General features: G+C 66.9%; 20 protein-coding genes. 7 read left to right on the top strand and 13 right to left on the bottom strand.

The window, feature by feature from the left end; translation table 11 throughout:
• Positions 1-8: 8 nt before the first annotated feature.
• Positions 9-878, bottom strand: coding sequence for an HVO_0234 family beta-propeller protein (locus NO347_RS05785; protein ID WP_256288694.1), 870 nt, complete (start codon positions 876-878; stop codon positions 9-11).
• A 55-nt stretch (positions 879-933) separates the two neighbouring features.
• Complete coding sequence (locus tag NO347_RS05790; protein ID WP_425492351.1) at positions 934-1,299, bottom strand: hypothetical protein; 366 nt, start codon at positions 1,297-1,299, stop codon at positions 934-936.
• 335 nt (positions 1,300-1,634) lie between these two features.
• Here NO347_RS05790 and NO347_RS05795 point away from each other — a divergent pair, with 335 nt between their 5' ends.
• The 3 genes from NO347_RS05795 (at position 1,635) to NO347_RS05805 (ending at position 5,328) form a co-directional block, all read left to right on the top strand.
• A complete protein-coding gene (locus NO347_RS05795; protein WP_256288695.1) occupies positions 1,635-2,756 on the top strand; it encodes a tRNA (guanine(26)-N(2))-dimethyltransferase in 1,122 nt (373 codons plus the stop codon).
• A 117-nt stretch (positions 2,757-2,873) separates the two neighbouring features.
• Positions 2,874-4,253: a YihY/virulence factor BrkB family protein gene (locus NO347_RS05800; RefSeq protein ID WP_256288696.1), complete on the top strand. Its 1,380-nt coding sequence runs from the start codon at positions 2,874-2,876 to the stop codon at positions 4,251-4,253.
• A gap of 178 nt (positions 4,254-4,431) precedes the next feature.
• Positions 4,432-5,328: a phosphatase PAP2 family protein gene (locus NO347_RS05805; RefSeq protein ID WP_256288697.1), complete on the top strand. Its 897-nt coding sequence runs from the start codon at positions 4,432-4,434 to the stop codon at positions 5,326-5,328.
• 118 nt (positions 5,329-5,446) lie between these two features.
• Here NO347_RS05805 and glnA read toward each other — a convergent pair whose 3' ends face one another.
• The gene (gene glnA, locus NO347_RS05810) at positions 5,447-6,823 is read right to left on the bottom strand and encodes a type I glutamate--ammonia ligase (protein WP_121568614.1); all 1,377 of its coding nucleotides are present in this window, start codon (positions 6,821-6,823) and stop codon (positions 5,447-5,449) included.
• Positions 6,824-6,949: 126 nt separating this feature from the next.
• On the opposite strand from glnA, the gene lrp reads away from it, so the two are divergent.
• A complete protein-coding gene (gene lrp, locus NO347_RS05815; protein WP_256288698.1) occupies positions 6,950-7,408 on the top strand; it encodes an HTH-type transcriptional regulator Lrp in 459 nt (152 codons plus the stop codon).
• 80 nt (positions 7,409-7,488) lie between these two features.
• On the opposite strand, the gene NO347_RS05820 is transcribed toward lrp, so the two are convergent.
• The 6 genes from NO347_RS05820 to NO347_RS05845 all read right to left on the bottom strand — a co-directional run bounded on the left by NO347_RS05820 (position 7,489) and on the right by NO347_RS05845 (position 12,173).
• Positions 7,489-8,403: an HFX_2341 family transcriptional regulator gene (locus tag NO347_RS05820; RefSeq protein ID WP_256288699.1), complete on the bottom strand. Its 915-nt coding sequence runs from the start codon at positions 8,401-8,403 to the stop codon at positions 7,489-7,491.
• Positions 8,404-8,440: 37 nt separating this feature from the next.
• Positions 8,441-8,842, bottom strand: coding sequence for a DUF7994 family protein (locus NO347_RS05825; RefSeq protein ID WP_256288700.1), 402 nt, complete (start codon positions 8,840-8,842; stop codon positions 8,441-8,443).
• 81 nt (positions 8,843-8,923) lie between these two features.
• Entirely contained in the window at positions 8,924-9,532 is a 609-nt protein-coding gene (locus NO347_RS05830; protein WP_256288701.1) for a cysteine hydrolase family protein, read from the bottom strand.
• 9 nt (positions 9,533-9,541) lie between these two features.
• Positions 9,542-10,354, bottom strand: coding sequence for a YqcI/YcgG family protein (locus NO347_RS05835; RefSeq protein ID WP_256288702.1), 813 nt, complete (start codon positions 10,352-10,354; stop codon positions 9,542-9,544).
• A 90-nt stretch (positions 10,355-10,444) separates the two neighbouring features.
• Positions 10,445-11,947 carry a sodium:solute symporter family protein gene (locus NO347_RS05840; protein WP_256288703.1) on the bottom strand — a complete coding sequence of 501 codons (1,503 nt, stop codon included), beginning with the start codon at positions 11,945-11,947 and terminating at the stop codon, positions 10,445-10,447.
• On the bottom strand, positions 11,940-12,173 hold the full coding sequence (locus NO347_RS05845; protein WP_121568607.1) for a DUF3311 domain-containing protein: 234 nt from the start codon (positions 12,171-12,173) through the stop codon (positions 11,940-11,942). The genes NO347_RS05840 and NO347_RS05845 overlap by 8 nt, the downstream gene beginning before the upstream one ends.
• Before the next feature lie 362 nt (positions 12,174-12,535).
• Here NO347_RS05845 and dnaG point away from each other — a divergent pair, with 362 nt between their 5' ends.
• Entirely contained in the window at positions 12,536-14,179 is a 1,644-nt protein-coding gene (gene dnaG / locus NO347_RS05850; protein WP_256288704.1) for a DNA primase DnaG, read from the top strand.
• 31 nt (positions 14,180-14,210) lie between these two features.
• Here the strand turns inward: dnaG and NO347_RS05855 are convergent, their stop codons facing one another.
• From NO347_RS05855 to NO347_RS05865, 3 genes are all read right to left on the bottom strand, one after another.
• Positions 14,211-14,657, bottom strand: a complete 447-nt coding sequence (locus NO347_RS05855) for a GNAT family N-acetyltransferase (RefSeq protein ID WP_256288705.1) — start codon at positions 14,655-14,657, stop codon at positions 14,211-14,213.
• A gap of 3 nt (positions 14,658-14,660) precedes the next feature.
• The gene (locus NO347_RS05860) at positions 14,661-15,917 is read right to left on the bottom strand and encodes a DUF92 domain-containing protein (protein WP_256288904.1); all 1,257 of its coding nucleotides are present in this window, start codon (positions 15,915-15,917) and stop codon (positions 14,661-14,663) included.
• A 139-nt stretch (positions 15,918-16,056) separates the two neighbouring features.
• Positions 16,057-16,800: a potassium channel family protein gene (locus tag NO347_RS05865; RefSeq protein ID WP_256288706.1), complete on the bottom strand. Its 744-nt coding sequence runs from the start codon at positions 16,798-16,800 to the stop codon at positions 16,057-16,059.
• 208 nt (positions 16,801-17,008) lie between these two features.
• Between NO347_RS05865 and NO347_RS05870 the strand changes: the two genes are divergently transcribed.
• Positions 17,009-17,617, top strand: a complete 609-nt coding sequence (locus NO347_RS05870; RefSeq protein WP_256288708.1) for an undecaprenyl diphosphate synthase family protein — start codon at positions 17,009-17,011, stop codon at positions 17,615-17,617.
• A gap of 41 nt (positions 17,618-17,658) precedes the next feature.
• Here the strand turns inward: NO347_RS05870 and uppS are convergent, their stop codons facing one another.
• On the bottom strand, positions 17,659-18,600 hold the full coding sequence (uppS, locus tag NO347_RS05875) for a polyprenyl diphosphate synthase (protein ID WP_256288709.1): 942 nt from the start codon (positions 18,598-18,600) through the stop codon (positions 17,659-17,661).
• Positions 18,601-18,751: 151 nt separating this feature from the next.
• Here uppS and serS point away from each other — a divergent pair, with 151 nt between their 5' ends.
• Positions 18,752-20,134 carry a serine--tRNA ligase gene (serS, locus tag NO347_RS05880; RefSeq protein WP_256288710.1) on the top strand — a complete coding sequence of 461 codons (1,383 nt, stop codon included), beginning with the start codon at positions 18,752-18,754 and terminating at the stop codon, positions 20,132-20,134.
• The last annotated feature ends 188 nt before the right edge of the window (positions 20,135-20,322 follow it).

The raw sequence follows: 20,322 nt of genomic DNA on the forward strand, positions 1-20,322 counted from the left end.
ATGGTCCGTCAGACCGCGGCCGCTGCGACGTCTCTCACCCCGAGTCCGCGGTGCCGCCACTCGTCGCCTTCCAGCCGCACGGCGAGCGTCCCGTCTGCCGTGACCGCGTACGAGGACTCCGCGCCGTGGGTCACGGCCACGACGTCGCTGTCGATCGGCAGGGCTTCTTCGTGCCAGGCCTCCTCGTGGGTGTCGGCATCGGGGTCCCGCGCGTACAACGTCCCCTCGCTCACGGCGTGCGCTCGGGGGCCGACGGCGTCGACGGCGTCGACCGGGTCGGAAAGCACGTCCATCCAGCCGTTCCCGAGTTTGAACAGTCCGGAGCCGGTCGCCACGAGCGGTTCGGCGTCGACGTCGCGGGCGTCGTCGAGGCCGGCGTGCGTCGCGCCCGAGTCGTCGACGCGATAGACGCCGTCGGCGGCGGCGACGAGGCCGCCGTCGATCGCGCGCACCGCGCCCGCGGATCCGACTTCCGTCCAGGTCGCGTCCGCGTCGCTGGCGGCGTCATCCGGGGCCGCACACCGACCGATCCGTCCCTCCTCGTCGCCAGCGAGAAGCGCGCCCGCGTCGAGTCCGACAGCGGTCGCGGGTCCGAAGCCAGTCGCGGCGAAATCGAGCGCGTCGGACGGGCCGGCGGTGGAGGCCGCGTCGCCGTCCGCTGCGCTCCGATCAGCTACCAGGACGTCCTCGTCGGTCGCGACCGCGACGAGCGGGCCCGCCGTGGCGACATCGCGGGCGTGACACCGCTCTGCGACGCCGAACTCCCCGATCAGGTCGTCGGAGACGGAGACGGCGACGACGCCGAGCCCCGTCGCGAGATAGACCGTCTCGGTCCCGGAGTTGTCGGTGTACACTCGCTTCTCGTCGATCGTTGGCATACCCGAAATTCGCCGAGACGTGGTAAAAACGGTGCGGAGCGCGTCTCGACGGGGTCTATATGAACTCCCGAACCTCGGAGTACCACATCTCGTGGTAGTCGACTTCGCCGATGCGTTCGGCGATGGCGACCGCGAGCACGTGCCAACAGCGCTCGTGGGGGTCCTCGGGATCGAGGTTGTACGCGCTGTCCTTACAGGTGCACCCGCCGTCCTCGACGACGTACTCGTCTTCGTGGCCGACGACGACGGTGAAGTCGCGGTAGCGCTTGATGCGACCCTCCGAGACGGCCTCGATGGCACGCGCGCCGCGGCCGTCGTGGAGTTTGATCAGCGTGTCGACCGCGTTCGGCGTGAGTTCGCCCGCCTCCGCCAGTTCGCGCCGCCAGGCGGTTTCGGCGTCACTGTCCGTCTCGGTCGGCACGGCGTAGCCGTCGTGGGCGTTCTCACCAGGGTCGGCGTTCTCACCAGGGTCGGCGTTCTCACCAGGGTCGGTGGTGGAGGCGCTGTCGGTGTCGTCGGTGGCGTCGCCCGCTGTGTCGCTGCCCGCGTCGCTGGCGACCACGTCGAACCCGTCGGTGTCGTCCGTCGACCCGCGCTCGTCGGTCGGGCCGCCGTCGCCGTCACTCACGCCCGTCGCTTGCTCGGGGGCGGACAAAACGCCACCGGTGCCCACTTCGGCCGTCGACCGCTTCTCCCGGGAGGTTCTCCGGACCGTGCATCGCATCGCTTTTCGCCGCGGGGCGTCCGAACCGAGGTATGGACGTTCGTGAGGGCGATGTCGAGCTTTCGGTCCCCGACGCCCGCGACGGCGCGTCGGAGGGTGCGGGCGACGGCGTGTTCTACAACCCGACGCAGGAACTCAACCGCGACGTGACGGTGGCGACGCTGCGGGCGTACCGCGAGCGCGAACCGCGCCTCACCTCGTATCTCGACGCGATGGCGGCCAGCGGGGTCCGGGGCGTCCGCGCCGCCGCCGAGGGACTCGACGTCACGTGCGTCGACGTCGACGCCGACGCGGTCGCACTCGCACGCGAGAACCTCGCGCGTAACGACCTCGACGGCGACGTGGTCGAACGCGACGTCAACGCGCTCCTCCACGAATCCGTGTTCGACGTCGTCGATCTCGATCCGTTCGGCACGCCGATCCCCTTCGTCGACGCCGCGTTCGCGAACACGCGCAACCTGGTCTGCGTCACCGCCACGGACACCGCGCCGCTGTGCGGCGCCCACCAGCGCTCTGGCATCCGCAAGTACGCGACGCTCCCGCAGAACACCGACTACCACCCCGAGATGGGGCTTCGCGTTCTCCTCTCCGCGCTCGTCCGCACCGCCGCGCGGTACGACAAGGCCGCGGTGCCGATCCTCTCGCACGTCACGCGCCACTACGCCCGCGTGTACCTCGAACTCGACGCCCGCGCCACGCAGGCCGACGCACTCATCGATCAACTGGGCTACGTCCACCACTGCGAGGACTGCCTCCACCGAACTCACGAGTTCGGCCTGATCGCGCACCCGCCCGAGACCTGTGCCGCCTGCGGTGGCGACCGCCTGCTCACCGCCGGGCCGCTCTACCTCGGGCCGATCTGCGAACCCGACTTCGTCCGTGCGGTCCGCGAGCACGTGACCGAGGAGATGGGCGAGGCGGCGCGCGCTCGGCGGATGCTAGACACCGTCGCGGGCGAACTCGACACGCCGACGCACTACGACCAGCACCGCCTCTGCAAGCAGTGGAGCCGCTCTGCACCAGCGATGGACGACTTCCTCGCGGACCTCCGGGACGCCGGGTTCGAGGCGACGCCCGCCCACTACTCTGGCACGTCGTTCAAGACCGATGCGACGGTCCAAGAGATTCGCGACGCGACGGTCGACGCCGAGTAGTCGCCGCTCGAACGCATCGCTCGGGCCGCTCCGGTTCGCACACCGGGCCCGATGACCTCCGCGACGCACGCCGATCTACCACCTACACTCTTGTGTCAGTCCGGCGAACAGACTCCTGTGAGCGTCCGGACTCGTGACCCACTCGTCGCAACGCGTGCGATCGTCGATACCGTCCGTGAGCGGGAGGTGACGTTCCTCGCAGCGAGTATCTCCTATTACGTGCTCGTTTCGCTCGTCCCGCTTCTTACGCTCGCTGTCGTCCTCGCGACCGTCATCGGCGGGGCGGAACTCGCAGACCAGATCCGGACGATCGCCCAGCAGTATCTGCTCCCGTCGGGGGCCGACCTCGTGGAGAACGCGCTCGCAGACCGTACCGGACAGGGCACCCTCTCGATCGTGAGCCTCCTCGTCACGGTCTGGGGCGCGCTGAAACTGTTCCGCGGCATCGACGTCGCGTTCTCTCGGGTCTACGGCTACCCGACCAGTTCGATGGTCGACCAGATTCGCGATGGCCTCTTGACCCTCCTCTCGCTCGGCGGGGCGACCATCGGAGTCGCCGTCGCTGCGACCGTCATCGCCATCGTCGACGTGCCGTTCGTCGGGATCGTGAGCCCGCTCGTCCTCCTGGCGTTTCTCGTCGTGGCGTTCGTCCCGCTGTACGCGCTCATCCCCGACGTCCCGATCACGCTCCGACAGGCACTCCCGGGAGCGCTGTTCGCAGGCGTCGGCTGGGCTATTCTCGGCGTCGTCTTCGGCTTTTACGCGCAACTGTCAAGCGGGGTCGCGGGCGCGCTCGGAGCGGTGTTGTTACTCGTCACTTGGTTTTACTTCTCGGGCATTCTCGTGCTCACCGGCGCGGTGGTCAACGCCGTCCTCGCAGGGGAGGTCGACGCCGCAGACCGAGAGACTGCGGAGTCGGACGGCGACGCCGACGAGCGAGACCGGCAGGTACAACACCCGCGGGGCCGACGTGACGAGCGGACGATGAGTGCGGACGACGCGACGACACCCGACGACGACGCCGCGGAGGATGCGACGACGCCCGAGGAGGACGTGGAGGGCGCCGCGAGCGCCGGCAGCGGACCACGTGGGGGCGACGACACCGACGTCGAACCCCGCGGCGCGCCCGACATCGAGGACCTCGATCGCCGCATCGAGGAACTGCGCGCCGACCTCGACACGTTCGAGGAGGACGTCCAGTCGCGCACGGTCGAGCGCCCCGACGTCGAATCCGAGATGCGCCGCTACGTTCGCGGGCGACTCCGCCGGGGGAAAGCCCGCGGCTGGGGGCCGTATCTCGTCTTGCTGTACGGGACGGCGGCGACGATCGGTGCGTTCTATCTGCTCGACGACGACCTGCTCGCGGTGGTCGCGATGCTCGTCATCTACCTCTCGACGCTGGGACTCTACGCCCTCTTCGTGATCTTCGGCGTCGGACTGAACGCGCTCGGCGTGCCCGGGCGGCTCGTCGACTGGGTTCGCGATCGGCGCTCCTGAACGGGCCAGTCCGCGATATCCCGCGACGTGCGCCGTCCGCGCTCACTTCACACTCGCCACGTTCGATCCCGCCGCGTTCGATCGCTGCGTCCCGCTTTTCTGCCCTGCTGTTCCCTCGAAAGCGGTGACAGCGACGAACCCGACGATATTTGTCGTTCGCGCAGTGAGAGACGCACCGATGACCCCGACCACGACGCCGCTCGCCACGCGCGGTATCGGCGAAGTCGCGTTCGCCGAGTCGCTCCCGGACGCCATCGTCGCGGTGTTCTGGGCGCTCACGCACCTCGGAAATCCCTATCTCCTGCTCGCGTGCGTCGCCCTCGCGTACCTCCTCGGCGACCGCGTCGGCATCCCGCGCCGCGGGGCCGCGTTCGCTCTCGCGCTTGGCCTCTGTGCGATCGGTCTCACGATCGGACTGAAACACTTCTTCGGCCTCCCGCGCCCGCCGATCTCGTATCGCGACGGACTCGGCTTTCCCAGCGGGCACGCGCTCGGCTCGACGATGTTCTGGGGCGGCGTCGCCGTGCTCGCGACGTGGGGGCGCTGGCGACAGCGACTCACCGTCGCGGGGGTCGTCGTCGGCGCCGTCGCCCTCTCGCGCGTGCTGATCGGCGTCCACTACCTCGCGGACGTCGTCGCCGGCGTCGCCATCGGGGTAGCGTTCCTCGCAGCGGCCTTTGCGCTCGGACCCGGATTCTCGCCGAAGTCACCGAGCGGTGCGCTCGCGACGCCCGAACACCGCCACGTCACCGCGCTGTTCGTCCTCGCGGTCGCACTCGGACTCGCGGGGCTCCTCGTCGCTCCCGGGGAGAGTGAACTGTTCTTGGGCATCGGCACGGCCGCTGGCGGGGTACTGGCGTGGCAGCGCTTCGGCCGCCGCGCGGCCGCGGTGACTGTCGAACTGTCGACCCGGACGTTCGCCCTCGGCGGCGGCGGACTCCTCGTCGCGCTCGGGGTGATGAGCGGCACCGCGAAACTGATCGAGAACGGCCCGCTCATCGCCGTCGCCGGGGCGGTCGGCGCCGTCGGACTGCTCGCGCTGCCGCTCGTCGTCGACGCTCGCGACGTGGCTTGAGTCGACATTCGGCCACGAACGGCGCCCGCTCCGCTACGGCGTCGGAGAACGGCAGACGAAAGAACCGAAGAAGGCAAGAACGAAAACGGAAGAACCCGCAGTCAGGCGTCGGCGTCGCTCAGTACTTTTCGAGGTAGCGGTCGAGTTCCCACTGGGAGACGTCGATGCGGAACTCGTCGTACTCCTGGGTCTTCGCCTCGATGAACTTCTCGGAGACGTGCTCGCCGAGGGCCTCCTTGATGACCTCGTCGTCTTCGAATTCGGCGACGGCCTGACCGAGGTTCGCCGGCAGCGTGTCGATACCGTACTCCTCGCGCTTGGCCTCGTCGAACTCGTAGATGTTCTCCCGGACCGGGTCGGGGGCTTCCAGGCCCTTCTCGATGCCTTCGAGACCGGCGTGGATGATCGCCGCGAAGGCGAGGTAGGGGTTACACGACGGGTCGGGTGAACGCAGTTCGATGCGCGAGGCTGCCGGTACGCGTGCGGCCGGCTTGCGGATGAGCGCCGAGCGGTTGCGGTCGGACCACGCGACGTACACCGGCGCTTCGTAGCCGGGGACGAGGCGCTTGTAGCTGTTCACCGTCGGGTCGGCGACGGCCGTGATCGCCGGGGCGTGTTCGAGGACGCCGGCGAGGAAGGCGTGGGCGGTCTCCGAGAGGTTGAACTCGTCGTCGTCGTCGTGGAAGGCGTTGTTGCCGTCCTCGTCGAACAGCGAGACGTGGGTGTGCATCCCCGAGCCGTTGATCTTCGGGATCGGCTTGGGCATGAACGTCGCGTGGAGGTCGTGCTGGGCCGCGATGGCGCGGACGACCGTCCGGAACGTTCCGACGTTGTCGGCGGTGGTGAGGGCGTCGTCGTACTCGAAGTTGATCTCGTGTTGGCCCTCGGCGACCTCGTGGTGGCTGGCTTCGATCTCGAAGCCCATCTGTTCGAGGCCGTAGATGATGTCGCGGCGGACGTCGGAGGCGAGGTCCTTCGGCGCGAGGTCGAAGTAGCCGCCGGCGTCGTTGGTCTTCGTCGTCGCGCGGCCTTCTTCGTCTTCCTCGAAGAGGAAGAACTCCGGCTCGGGGGCGACGTTGACGGTGTAGCCCATCTCCTCGGCGCGTTCGAGCGTGCGCTTCAGGACGCTCCGCGGGTCGCCCTCGAAGGGCTCGCCCGTCGTGGTATTGATGACGTCACAGATGAGACGCGCCGAGCGGCCGTCGCGCCACGGGAGGATCGCGAACGTCTCGGGGTCGGGTTTGAGCCGCATGTCGGACTCCTGAATGCGGACGAAGCCCTCGATGCTCGACCCGTCGAAGTAGATCCCGTCGGTGAAGGCCTTCTCGGCCTGCGTCGCGGGTACGGCGACGTTCTTTACGGTGCCGAGGATGTCGGTGAACTGCAGGCGGAGGAAGTCGACGTCTTTCTCCTCGATCTCGTCGATGACGTGCTGTGCTTCGGCGGAGAGGCCACCGTCTGCGACGGCGGCACCGGATTCATTTTGGTCCGTCATGTCCTGGACAATCGAATCCGAACACTCCCAGTATAAAGACGTTATCGCTTAGTGCAAATGCCCGCAGTCGCTATCCTAATTGGATATTCGTAAAATTCTAATGTACCCAGACGCATCGTGAGTGTAATGACGTACGAAAACCTGGATGCAAAACTGATCAACGCATTACTTGGCGACGGACGCGCGAGTCTTCGGAGCCTCGCCGAGGAACTCGACGTCTCGGTCACGACAGTGTCGAACCACCTCCGCGACCTCGAAGATCAGGGCGTGATCGAGGGCTACACCCCCCGTGTCAACTACGACGCACTCGGCTACGACGTCACGGCGATCATCCAACTGAAGGTCGAAGGGAGCGCGCTCCCCGAGATCACGGATCGACTCCGCGGCCACAAACAGATGACCACCGTCTACGAGGTGACGGGCGATTACGACGTCATCGCGGTCGGCAAATTCGAGGACACAGACGGGATGAACGCACAGATCAAAGAACTCCTCACCGACGCGGACATCCGCGAGTCGAACACGAGCGTCGTCCTCAACGCCGTCGTCGAAAACGAGCAGTTCGACCTCGACGTCGACGAGTAATCTCGGATTCCGGAGTCGCGACGATCGGACGTTCAGCTGGTCGATCCTGTTCCGCTTGCCCTCCCCTCTGAGGGCGGCGGTCAGTCGTCCGCAAGTACGTCGTCTTCGGCGTGAGCGCGCACCCAGAGTTGCCCGATGCGCGAGAGCCGCGTCCGGTAGGACTTCCCGTGTTCTTCCTGTTCGATGTAGCCCTTCCCGCCCGGCCCCAGCCGGTCGACGTTGTAGATGACTTTCGAGCGGAAGGAGTCGGTGTACTCCTCGTTCATATCGCGCGCCAGCGTCTCTGCGAGTTCCGACACGGAGTCGAACTCGCCGTACTCGCCGAGTTCGAAGAGAATGACCTCCTCGAACGGTTTGACGTTCCGGAACGAGGCGACCGGGAGTTCGACGATGTGGCTGTCGCCGATGCGCTTCGCGCCGATGGTCGTCCCGCGCTCGTCGAACTCGTCGAGGAGGTCGGTCGCCGACTCGTAGCGCTCGCGGACCCGGTCGTCGTCGACGTCGACTCCTGCGAGGACCTCACCCAACAGGTCTTTCGCGGCGCGGACCTCCTCGGCCAGTTCGGTTTCGAGGTACTTCTCCGGGGCCGTGTAGTAGGTGTGAATCCGCTCGCGGTCCTCTTGGCGCTCGACCATAATCGAGTGGGCGGCGGTGGCGAACGCGAACGAGACGGGGCGGGGCATCGCCGAGACGTTCACCCACACCTCCGAGTCGTCGGCGGCGTCGAGTTCGGCGTTGATGAGATCGTAGGCCTGCTCGAACGCGGCGTCGTAGTCGTAGACGTCGGCGACGACGACGCGCTCCGTATCGGCGCCCAGGAGGTTCTGGAAGTCCTTCTCTAACTTCCCCGAGAGGTTCCGAGAGTACTCGACGTTCGACTCGCTGCCGACTGCGCCCTCGAGAAGAATCACCCGGTCGACGTCCTGCTGGTCCCGGATGAGCGGGGCGATCAGCCGGTCGTAGTCGAAGCCGACCGGCACGATGTGGGTCTGCATACGCCGTCGTAGGAGCGACCGGATCTTAAACCGACCGTCACCTGTTCGGGTCGCAGTCGAGACGTTCGACCCCGTGAACGTAGCTGAGCCCGACGGACGCCAGGGCGAGCGTCCCGACGCCGTCGCCGACCGAGATCGAGCCGAAGACGACGCCGACCTGCGGGCCCGAGACTCCGAGCAGACCGGGGAGCGCCACTGCGAGCGCGCCGATGGCGAGCGCGAGATCGCCGGCCCCGGCGAAGACGTACCAGGGGACCGACCACGACCCGATCCGGACCCGCTCGCGACGCCCCGCGACGACGAACGCGACGCCGGCACAGGCGGTGCAGGCGACGAAGACGCCCATCGGCACGTCGATAGCTGGGCCGCCGACGACGAGCACACCGCCGACGACGAGGACCAACCCGGTGCCGAGGAGGGTCAACAGGGCGCGGGGCATACGTAGCCCATCTCACGCGGCACAAAAATGCGTATCGGCGGTAGAGAGGCTCTAATATCCCGTTACTGCCGTAATGCGTGACTACCGGCGTGTGCGTCTCACGGCCGCGAGCACATCGTCGGTGCTCGCCACGTCGGCGAACTCACGGTACAGATGCGTCAGCGCCGTGCGGTGGATCTCCGCGGCAGCGTAGTGCGTCCCGTCGGGTGCCTCGCGCTCGAACGTCGCCGTCGCGTCCGAGACGACGATGGGGTCGAACCCGAGGTTCTCGGCCAGCCGCGTCGTCGTCGAGACGCAGTGGTCGGTCGTGAGCCCGACGATGACGACCGTCTCACAGCCGCGTTCGCGGAGCCACTCCTCCAGGTCGGTCCCGACGAACGCGGCGTTCACGCGCTTTGTCATCACGGTTTCACCGCTCTCGGGCGCGGTTTCGGGCTTCCACGCGAAGCCGGGAGCGTCGCCGCGAAGTGGCGATTCGGACTCCGTGGAGTCGTGCCGGACGTGGACCACTGGCAGGTCCGCGGCGCGCCAGGCGTCGAGAAGCGTCGCAGCGTTCGCCTCGGCGTCGGGGTTGTTGCGGTCGCCCCACACCGGGTCGTCGAATCCGGTCTGGAGGTCGACGAGGAGCAGTGCAGGCCGGTCACCGAGCGCGAGCGCGTCGGCAGTCTCCACTGGTGTGTCGGTCGTCATCGACGGATTTCAGTCGTCCGCCGGTGTCGGCCGCGACCGGGGATCGGCGGCCTTCGGGTGTTCGCGCGTCACTTCGATCGGGCACTCGTCGGGTGACTGCTCGGGATCCTCTCGGAACAGATACTGGGTCCACTCGCGGTCGCCCTCGACGCCCCAGTCGCCGAGGTCCGCGTGGGGGCAGACGCCGTCGTACTCCTCCAGGCGACCCTGGATCTGCTCGCGAGCGCGCTGGCCCGCCTCGGTGTCGTGCGTGATCCCCTCGAAGAGCGTCCGCGGCTGGAAGGTGATCTCCAGTCCGATCGGGCAGTACCGGCTCTTGCGGTCGTCGTAGAAGGGGGCGCGACAGGTCGGGAACATCGACTCGCCGCCGAAGGAGAACTCCCAGTGGGGATCGTCGGGGTCAGTGGGAATGTCTTCGGGCCACGGTTCCGGATCGTGGACGTGGAGGAACTGGAGGAGATGCCACAGCGTCTCGTGGTAGTCCGCTTCGGTGAACCCCCGCTCGGGTGGTTTGAAGAACGTCACGAACGACGCCTGTCCCGGCGCGTCGCGATAGGTGTCGAGGTATTCGAGCAGGGTGTCTCGGAACGACAAGAGCGCGTCGGGATCAGTCATCGACGGGACCGCGGTGTAGAGCGGTTCGCCGTCGCGCACCGACTGCGCGCCGAAGTGACACGGGAACGACGTCCCGTTCCGCTCGCCGAGGAGTGCCTCGGTGAACGTCTCGAAGTGGCGCCGAACCCACTCGGGGGTGTCCCCGGATTCGACGCGGGCCGCCAGCGTCTCTTGATCCATCAGCGACTGGATGCCCGGCTCGTTCATACTTCAGACTTGGATCGATCGACCAAGAGCGCTTCGCTCCGCGTCAGTTCCCGAGAACGGGCCGACACAGCGTGACGCTGTCCGATTGCGTCAGTCCGCGCGCGAGCCCACAGTGAACGTGTCGGCGCGCTCGTCGGCGTCGGCGGTCGTCAGGAGCGACCCGCCGACGGTGAGGACGAGCGAGAGAGCCATCCCGTAGAGCGCGAAGTCCCAGGTGAAGTACGTCGCGCCGAAGAGCGTCACGCCGCCGAGCGTGATCGACGGGATGAACACGTGCGCGACGTAGTAGAGTTGGGACCCGGCGATCCCGGCGAGCATCCCCTGTCGCGTCGTCTTCGGCCAGTAGAGCGCGACCATCACCGGCAGCGCGAGTTGTGCGAAGCCGCCGAAAGCAGTGTCGCCGACGGTGATGAGCGTCCCGGGGCGGAACAGGCTGACGACGAACGTCCCGATCGCGAAGGCGGCGACGCCGAGGCGGGCGACCCACGCCTCGCGCTCTTCGCTCGCGTCCGGATTCACGAACGGGCGGTAGAGATCGCGCGTGAGGTACGACGATCCCGAGAGCAGCATCGAGTCCGAGGAGGACATCATCGCCGCCATCGCGCCGGCGACGACGAGCGCCGCGAACCACCCGGGCGTGTACGCGTTCAACAACACCGGAACGACGTTCGAACCCTCCGGTACCGACACGCCGAGGCCCGCCGCCCAAGTCCCGAGCAGGAACGCCGGCACGAACAGCAGCACGACGAGGATCGGCCACAGCGCGAACGAGCGCTTCAGGACGCGGGCGTCCTTTGCGACGAAGAAGCGCTGGTTGATCTGCGGGAACATCGTCACGCCGAACGCGATAGTCACGGCGGTCGAGATCATCCACTGCGGCGAGTAGAGGCCGCCGCCGAGCGCGAGGAACTCGGGCTTCGTGTCCGCTAGCGACGACGAGACAGTGCCGAGCCCGCCCGCGTTCGTGAGTACCCAGACGACGGCGATCCAGACGACGGAGAGCATAAACAGCCCCTGGATCGTGTCGGTCCACGCGACGCCGCGGAGTCCGGCGAGGACGACGTAGACGATCATAAACAGGGTGATGAGCGCCGCGCCGACCCAGTAGGGGATCGCACCGTTCGTGAGGCCGACGATCGCCTCGCCCGCGCCCATCTGCTGGAGCATCACGTAGGGAAACAGCCAGAACAGCGAGACGCCGGCGACCAGCGCGCGGAGACGCGTCGATCCGAACCGGTCACCGAGCATCTCGCCGAGCGTGACGTACCCCTGGAACTTCCCGATCAGCCACTGTCGGTAGCCGATCACGTACCACAGGATAGCGAACAGGATGCCGTCCATCAGCCCCATCACGAGGATCCACTCGGGGCCCGCCCCGTACGCGAGGTTCGGGCCGCCGAAGAAAGTGAACGCCGACAGCAGCGTCGCGAACGTCGTAAACAGGAGGACGACCGTTCCGATCGAACGGCTCGCGAGGTAGTAGTCCTCGGCGTCACGACCGGTCAGTCGGTACGCGAAGACGCCGACCGCGAGCGCGACGAGGAGGTACGCGCCGACGACACCGAGTTGGACGAGCAGTTCCGACTCAGCCATCGAAACCCACCTCCTCGGGATCGACGTTCATCCCGCGGTCCCACGCACCGCGCGCGAAGAGCGCGAATGCGAGCGACGCCAGTCCCATCCAACCGACGTGCCACCAGAGCCACACCGGCAGTCCGAGCCACGTGCTCGCGTCCCGCCAGAGGAACCACGGGATTGCGAACGTAACGAGGACTGCGAAGACCCCAATCCACAGGTAATCTGTCTTCTGTTGCGTCATCGAATCTCACTCATCACTCAGTATATGTAAATATTGCTCTCCCAGATTCGATCTGGACTTGTGAAGAACATTTTTCTTCGTTGCCGGGGGGACGGTGGATTTCTAACGCCAAGGACGCTCTCTCTCTCGCTCCACTGTCACTCGATAGCCGGTGCTCGCGGCCGAGAGAGGGGCCTACCGAGCAAAAAGAGACGCTACGGCCGCCGAAACGGTTCTTCCGGACTCCTGTGAAAGGACAGAAAGGCGGCGTTATTCTCGGGTACGATAGATATTTGCCGAGAGCAGCCCATATATAAGCACGTCATCGGGTTTCCCATGACACGCACATCACCATCACCCCTCCATACCGGGGGAATCCACCAATGGAAGACACGGAAAAATATCTCATCCACGCAGCGATCACCGCAGACGGCGTCGTGGAGCGCTCCGACGTCGTCGGGGCCATCTTCGGGCAGACCGAAGGGCTCCTCGGCGACGACCTGGACCTCCGCGACCTCCAGCAGTCGTCGAAAGTCGGCCGCATCGACGTCGAAATCGACTCGCAGAACGGTCAGTCGTTCGGGACCGTCACCATCGCGAGCAGCCTCGATCGGGTCAAGACGGCCATCCTCGCCGCCTCCCTCGAAACGATCACTCGCGTCGGTCCCTGCCGGGCCACCGTCGAGGTAACCGACATCGAAGACGTCCGGGAAGCAAAGCGCCGAGAAGTCGTCGAGCGCGCGAAGGAACTCCTCTCGGAGTCGTTCGACGAGAGCGTGATGTCCTCGACGGAGATCCTCGACGAGGTCAAAGAGAGCGTCCGCATCGAAGACATCAGCGAGTACGAGGGCCTCCCCGCCGGTCCGCACGTCGCCGACTCGGACGCCGTCATCGTCGTCGAGGGGCGCGCAGACGTGCTCACACTTCTCGGATACGGCATCAAGAACGCCATCGCAGTCGAGGGCACAAACGTCCCGGACGCCGTCGCCGACCTCACTAACCGGCGGAACACCACCGCCTTCTTCGACGGCGACCGAGGCGGGAAACTCATCCTCCGCGAACTCGCGCAGGTGGGCAACGTCGACCACGTCGCGTTCGCGCCCGAGGGCCGCTCCGTCGAGGATCTCAAGCGCCACGAGGTGTTCGCGGCCCTCCGTGATAAGGCCCCGGTCGAATCCGTCGAACTGGAGGAGACATTCGAGTCGACGACTTCCGACGAAGCCGAGGCCGAGGCGAGCGTGGGCGGTGAGCGAACGGACCCTCGCGAGGGGTCGCCGACGACTGAGTCGGTGACCCCCGGCCCGGGAGCCCTGGACGCGGTGTCCGAGACGAAATACGACACCGCCGAAAGCTCGGGGGCCGACGTCGATCTATCCGACGCCTCGGCCGGTGACGTCGTCGCCGACGGAACCGCAGCTGACGGCGCGTCGCTCGAAAACGACCGCCCGAGACGGTGTACGCCGAGCGGTCCGATCGGTGAGCCGACAGCGTCCTCGACGAGCGATTCCGTCGCGGACGAGACCGCCGAAGGGGTCGGGACTGCCGAAACGACCGAGACTGCCGAAACGACCGAGACCGCCGAAACGACCGAGACTGCTGACGCAGCGGCCGAGGAAGCCGAAGACATCGACGCGGTGTCGGACGCCGAGACGGAGACTGAACCGGACGCCGAGGCTGCTGACGCAACCGCCGAAGAAGCCGACGACGAGCCCGCTCGTCCCCAGTCGCTCAACGATCACGTCCGCGAGGTCATCGACGCCCAGAGCGGCACGATCCGCCTCCTCGACGACGACCTCGTCACTGTGACCGAGCAACCGGTCGACGACGCGTTCGACGTCATCGCCGACGCCGACCCCGCACCGTACGCGGCGGTCGTCGACGGGGAGTTCACGCAGCGCCTCCTCGACGTGGCGGCCCAGCGCGGCGTCGATCACGCCGTGGCCGCCTCGACCGGCGAGTTCGTCAAGAAACCGGTCGGCGTGCGACTGCTGACGGCCGATCAACTGGCCAACTCGGTCAGGAGCTGAACGGTCACGAGTTCACCGAACGCAGGCGAGGTCACGGCTCGGCACCGTCGCGACCGACGTCGTAGGCGTAGACGACGGCGTCGGTCGCTTCACCGTTTTCTGCCTCGTAGAACTCCGGTCGGTGCTCGATCTCTCGAAAGCCGAGCGATTCGTACAGCGACCGCGCCGGATCGTTGTCGGCGGCGACGACGAGGGTCACTCGCGTGCCCGGTGCCGAGCGCTCGATCGCCGCTTCGAGCAGTGCCCGCGCGTGTCCCTCGCGTCGATGCTCGGGATGGACGACCAGTTCCGCGAGGTGGGCGTCCTCTCCGTCGATGACGAGCAGGTAGCCGACGGGCCGGTCGTCGCTCTCGTCGACGGCGACGAGACACGTCCCGACGGCGGCGAACGAGGCGAGCAGTTCGGGTGCGGGCGCGTCGAGATACGACTGAAGCGTCGCGAGCGCCTGCGCGTCAGAGGGGCGCGCGGGACGGATCACGGCTCAGAACAGGACGAACGCGGCGAGGGTGCTGACGACCGCGCCGACGAGCGTCGCGACGAAGTTGACCGCCTCGTTGCCGAACTGCGGCCCTTCGACGGTCGCTCCCAGGACGCTGTCGGCGGTCATCCCGAGGAAGCCGCCGACCGTGACGACGGCAGCGCCAAGCAGCGTCACCTCCGGGAGGAGCGCGAGCGCGACGCCGCCGACGATGCCCGCGCCGAGGAGCCCGAACACCTCGCCCTGCCAGGTCACGCCGCCGTCGGTTCCCGGGGAGACGGGTTCGAGCGTCGTGATGAGCCGCGGGTCGTCGTAGAGGCCGCCGATCTCCGAGGAGAGCGTGTCGCTCAGTGCGGCCGCCATCGACCCGGCGAAGGCGAACTGAAAGAGCGTGCCGTCCACCGGCAGCGAGTGGCTGGCGGCGAAGCCGATCACGCAGACGAGCGCGACCGTGGCGTTTCCGAGGACGTTGCCGGTGCCGCGCGCGCCTTCGTTCTCCTCGGCGACGCCGCGGCGCTTCTTCTCCTCGTATTTAAATTTCGTCGAGAGCGCGCCGATGCCGAAGAAACTGATGAGCACGGCGAACCAGCCGAGGCCGCCGAAGACGATGACGAGGAGACCCAGCAGGACGCCCGAGAGCATTCCGGCGACCGAGGCGGCCCCGAGCGCGTAAGAGGCGTACCCGAGGAGGATCGTGACGCCGAGTGCGGCCGCCACGTCGACCGTCCCGACCGAGACCGCGAGCGCGTCGAACAGCCACAGCAGCAGGCCCGTCGAGAGCATCACCAGCGGATCGTCGCGCTCGAAGAGCATCTCACGGAAGAGCGCGGCGACCAGCGATCCGGCGACGGCGAGGAAGGCGAACCGCGGGGCGACGATCGGCGCGGCCGTCAGCGAGGCGACCGCGGCCTGTCCGGCGACGCCGGCGACGCTTCCGCCGATCACGAACCCGGCAGCTCCGAGGAACGGCTCGTCGGAGGTTTCGGCGACGAGTCGCTTGCCGAGGTTTCCGTACGCGAGGACTAACACGGCGGCGACGAACAGCGGGACCGGGAGTCCGATTTCGGTCGCGAGAATTGCGAGTCCGGCGGCCGCCAGCGCGAAGCCGGCGAGCCCGTTCAGCCGCCCCTCCCGTCTGTCGCTGGGGCGGGCGAACAACTCGAACAGCGGGCCGTCCGTGATCACGAACGCCGCAAAGAGCGCGACGGCGGCGAACGGGACGAACGCCGCCCGGCCGAGCACCGGCGCGGCAACCGCCATCGTCCCCACCAGGGCGAACCCGCTCGCCCGCCGGAGCGTCGATTGCACACCCCCGGATACCCCCGACGCGCACTTAACCCTCCCGACATCGGGTGTGGTACTGCGTCGACGTCGCGGTCGTACCCCCGACTTGAACCCGTTAGAGTGTCGTCGTCACCTGTTCGGCGCTCGCGATCTCCGGGATGATCACCTCGTCGGCTCCGGCGCGGCGAGCGAGCGGTTCGTACATCTCGTCGCCGACCCGAACGACCAGTCGCACGGTCGGCGCGATCTGGCTCGCGGCCATCGCGATCTGGATGTTCGCGTTCGAGTCGTCGATCGCGCCGACGACGGTCGAGGCCTGCTTGACGCCGGCATCAGTCAGGGTCTCCTCACGCCGCGCGTCGCCCTGGATTGCGAGGATCTCGTCGTCGAGCGCGCGCTGGAACGGGGCGTTCTCCTGCTCGATCACGACGACGTCCGTTTCGGCGTCCTGCATCGATTGAGCGACCGTCTTCCCGAACGTGCCGTATCCGCAAATGATGATGTGCCCGTGCAACTCGTCGACCGTCCGTTCGATTTGCATCTCTTTCAGCTCCGTCTGAATCTGTCCGCCGAACGCGGCCGAGAAGACCGTCTCGCCGATCCACAATCCGGCGACGACGAGTCCCGACAGCACGACGACCGCGTATCCTTTCACCAGCGTCTCCGGCCCCTCGTGCGCCTGAAAGTGGAGTTCGATGCTCGTCGGGTCCAGCAACCAAAAGAGCGCGTCGACGATGCCGATGCCGCCGAGCGAACTGAACCCGGCGACGCCGACCGCGACGACGCCTCCAAAAGCCGCTACCGGACGCAGCAGATACCGCAACAGCGGTCGCTGCAGCACCTCTCCGAGTGGGTTCATCGGGCGTGGATCCCCCGAACTGCTATTCGCGTAAATTCAGATTGATTCACTATCGTTCGCATTCCTATTTGCTTCCGCGATTTATCCGCAAATCACCGTGCATACTTAAACATAATAGGGCTTACTCAAACATCATTAATTGCTATACTTCAATCCGCGTTGCGGGCGAACCCGGAGGCATATATCGCTCCGGGGCGCACGCTCTCGCGTGGGACTGTACGATCGCTATCTCGCCCTCCGCCACCGACTCCACGACGCCGACCCGCCCGCACACGTCGCCGTCGTGATCACCGAGCGCGACCTCTTAGAGCAAGGCGCCTACGAGACGCTCTCGGAGTTTCTCGGGTGGGCCTTCGAGTACGGCGCCGAGCGCGTCACGATTTCGGTGAGCGTCCTCGACGAGGCCGTCGTGCCGACGCTGGAACGCGAACTGCGGACCGTCGACGGCCCCCGCCCGGTCGCCGTCCGCGGGCCGGGCGACACCGAACGCGCCGACGCACCGATCCGGATCAACATCGGCCTAGGAGGAAAGCGCGAGTTCGCCGCCGCCGTGCAGGGCATCGCCGAATCGGTCGACTCGGGCGACCTCGATCCCGAGTCGGTCGACGCCGAACAGATCGAGGACCGACTCGTCTTCGACGACGAACCCGACCTCCTCATCAAGACCGGCGCCGAGCGGCTCTCGGACTTTCTCATCTGGCAGTCCGTCTACTCGGAACTGTACTTCACCGACGTGAACTGGCGTGATTTCCGCCGCCGGGACTACCTCAGGGCCGTCCTCGACTACCAGAATCGGCAGCGACGGTTCGGTCGCTGACTGCGCGCCGGCCGACCGCTGATCGTGCGTCGATTCGGCCGTCAATCGGCGCGCTCGACCGGCTCGGACCCACGCTGGCGCTCCAGTTCGGCAGACACCTCGCGCGCGCCTGCGGAGGGGAGTTGGCCTCGGAGCCGCGTGGCGACGGCCTTCGCGTCGGCGAGTTCGGTCTCGGTGACAGCGCGGAGGAGCGCGACCGCGCGTTCCGTTCGCGACTGCCGCCAGGACTGCTCGCGCGACTCGTACGTGCGGAGGCCGCGCAGGAAGTCGACCTTCGAGAACTCCGGCCAGTAGGGCGCACAGAAGTAGACGGCGGCTTCGTTGCCGTTGGCGTGCCACGGCAGGAAGTTCGAGGTCCGCTCGTCGCCGCCGGTCCGGATGATCAGGTCGACGTCCCGCGTGGTGTGCTTCGCGAGCCGCCGCTCGACGGCGTCGACGTCGACGTCCTCGGGGTCGAGGTCGCCGGCGGCGACCTCGCGGGCGACCTCTCTGGCCGCGCCGAGCAGTTCCGAGCGGCCGCCGTACGCGAGCGCGATGTTGAGTCGAAGCTGGTCGTAGTCGGCCGTTCGCGACTCTGCGTAGTCGACGGCGTCGCGGACGCGCTCGGGGAGTTCGTCGACGTCGCCGATCGCGCCGATCCGAACGCCGTTCTCGTGGACGCGGTCGGAGTCGGCGAACTCGTGGAGTTTCGACTCCAGCAGATCGAAGAGCGGCTCCAACTCCCCGTCGGGGCGCTCGAAGTTCTCCGTCGAGAAGGCATACAGCGTCAGCTCCTCGATTCCGAGGTCGTCGCACCACTCCAGGACGCGCTCGGTGGTCTTCGCCCCCTCGCGGTGCCCGTCGGGAGCGTCGTCGCCGCGTTCGCGGGCGTACCGGCGGTTGCCGTCCTGGATGATCGCGACGTGAGTCGGCGCGACGTCGAGCTGTCGCCGGAGCATTCGCTCGTACGCGTCGGTGAACCGTCGACGGAGCCAATTCGACATATCTGGGTTCACTCCGCCCTCGGGTATGTGTCTTTTCGTTGTCCACCCCCGATAGCGTCCCGTTCAGCCGGCAGATTCACAGGCCGACCTCCCGACCGACGCCGCTCGCGGATGCGACACGGTTTTGCCGGGTCCCGAAGAAGCGACTGGTATGATCGGGAGACAGTTCCTCCGCGAGAACCCCGAGGCGGTTCGCGCGGCTCTGGAACAGAAGGGCGTCGAGGACGTCGATCTCGACTCCGTCCTCGCAATCGACGAGGAGTGGCGGGAGCTCAAACAGCGCGGCGACGACCTGCGACACGAACGCAACCAGATCTCCTCGAAGATCGGCGATCTGAAGGCCGAAGGCAACGAGGAGGAGGCCCAGGAAGCCATCGAGCGCTCCCAGGAGCTGAAAGCGGAACTCGAAGAGATCGAGGAACGCGCCGACGAACTCGAAGCCGAACTCGAAGCGGCGCTCCTAGAGATCCCGCAGATCCCCGACGACGACGTCCCGATCGGCGACGACGAGTCCGAGAACGTCGAACGCCGTCGCGAAGGCTTCGACGACTTGCGGAGCCTCCCCGAGGAGGTCGTCCCTCACTACGACCTCGGCGAGGAACTGGAGATCCTCGACTTCCAGCGCGGCGCGAAAGTGACTGGTGGCGGCTTCTACTTCACGAAGGGCGACGGCGCGCGACTCGAACACGCCCTGGTCCAGTTTATGCTCGACGTCCACCGCGAGCAGGGCTACACCGACGTCTTCCCGCCGATCCCGGTCAACTCCCGGTCGATGATCGGCACCGGCCAGTTCCCGAAGTTCACCGAGGACGCCTACCGCATCGGCGGGGCGAACGAGGACCCGTGGGACGACGACGACCTCTGGCTCTGCCCGACCGCGGAGGTCCCGGTGACGAATATGTACCGCGACGAGATCCTCCTCGACGACGACCTCCCGCTGAAAGTGCAGGCGTACACGCCGAACTTCCGGCGCGAGGCGGGCGAACACGGCACCGAAACCCGCGGTATCGTTCGCGTCCACCAGTTCAACAAGGTGGAGATGGTGAACTTCGTCCGACCCGACGAGAGCGAGGAGCGCTTCGAGGGCCTCGTCGACGAGGCCGAGGAGGTCCTCCGCCGACTCGAACTCCCGTACCGCATCCTGGAGATGTGTACGGGCGACCTCGGCTTCACTCAGCGGAAGAAGTACGATCTCGAAGTGTGGGCACCCGGCGACGATATGGAAGACGGCCCCGCAGAGGGCGGCCGCTGGCTCGAAGTCTCCTCGGTCTCGAACTTCGGCGCGTTCCAGGCGCGCCGGGCCGGCCTGCGCTACCGTCCCGAACGCCACGAATCGGCCGACTACCTCCACACGCTGAACGGTTCGGGGCTCGCAATCCCCCGCGTGATGGTCGCCATCCTCGAATACTATCAGAACGACGACGGCACCGTGACCGTCCCCGAGCCGCTCCGTCCGTATATGGGAGGTACTGAGGTCATCGAGGGTCACGAACCGGTCGGCGAGTCGGCCGTCGGCGCTGGCAAGCGCGAGTGACCGGCCATCTGCGACCGAACTATAGTAGCGTTTGCAAGTCTTCACGCACTGAATCGCACGCAGTCGTGCGATTGGCTGTGTAATCATAGGGATTATCGTAACTGTTCGGAGATTCTCGCCGTACCGTCCGGCGAGAAATCTACGAGGACTTACGATAGTCCCTATCAGTTGCAAACGCTACTATAGCC

It is taken from the genome of Halobellus inordinatus (assembly GCF_024464655.1).
Taxonomy (GTDB): domain Archaea; phylum Halobacteriota; class Halobacteria; order Halobacteriales; family Haloferacaceae; genus Haloquadratum; species Haloquadratum inordinatus.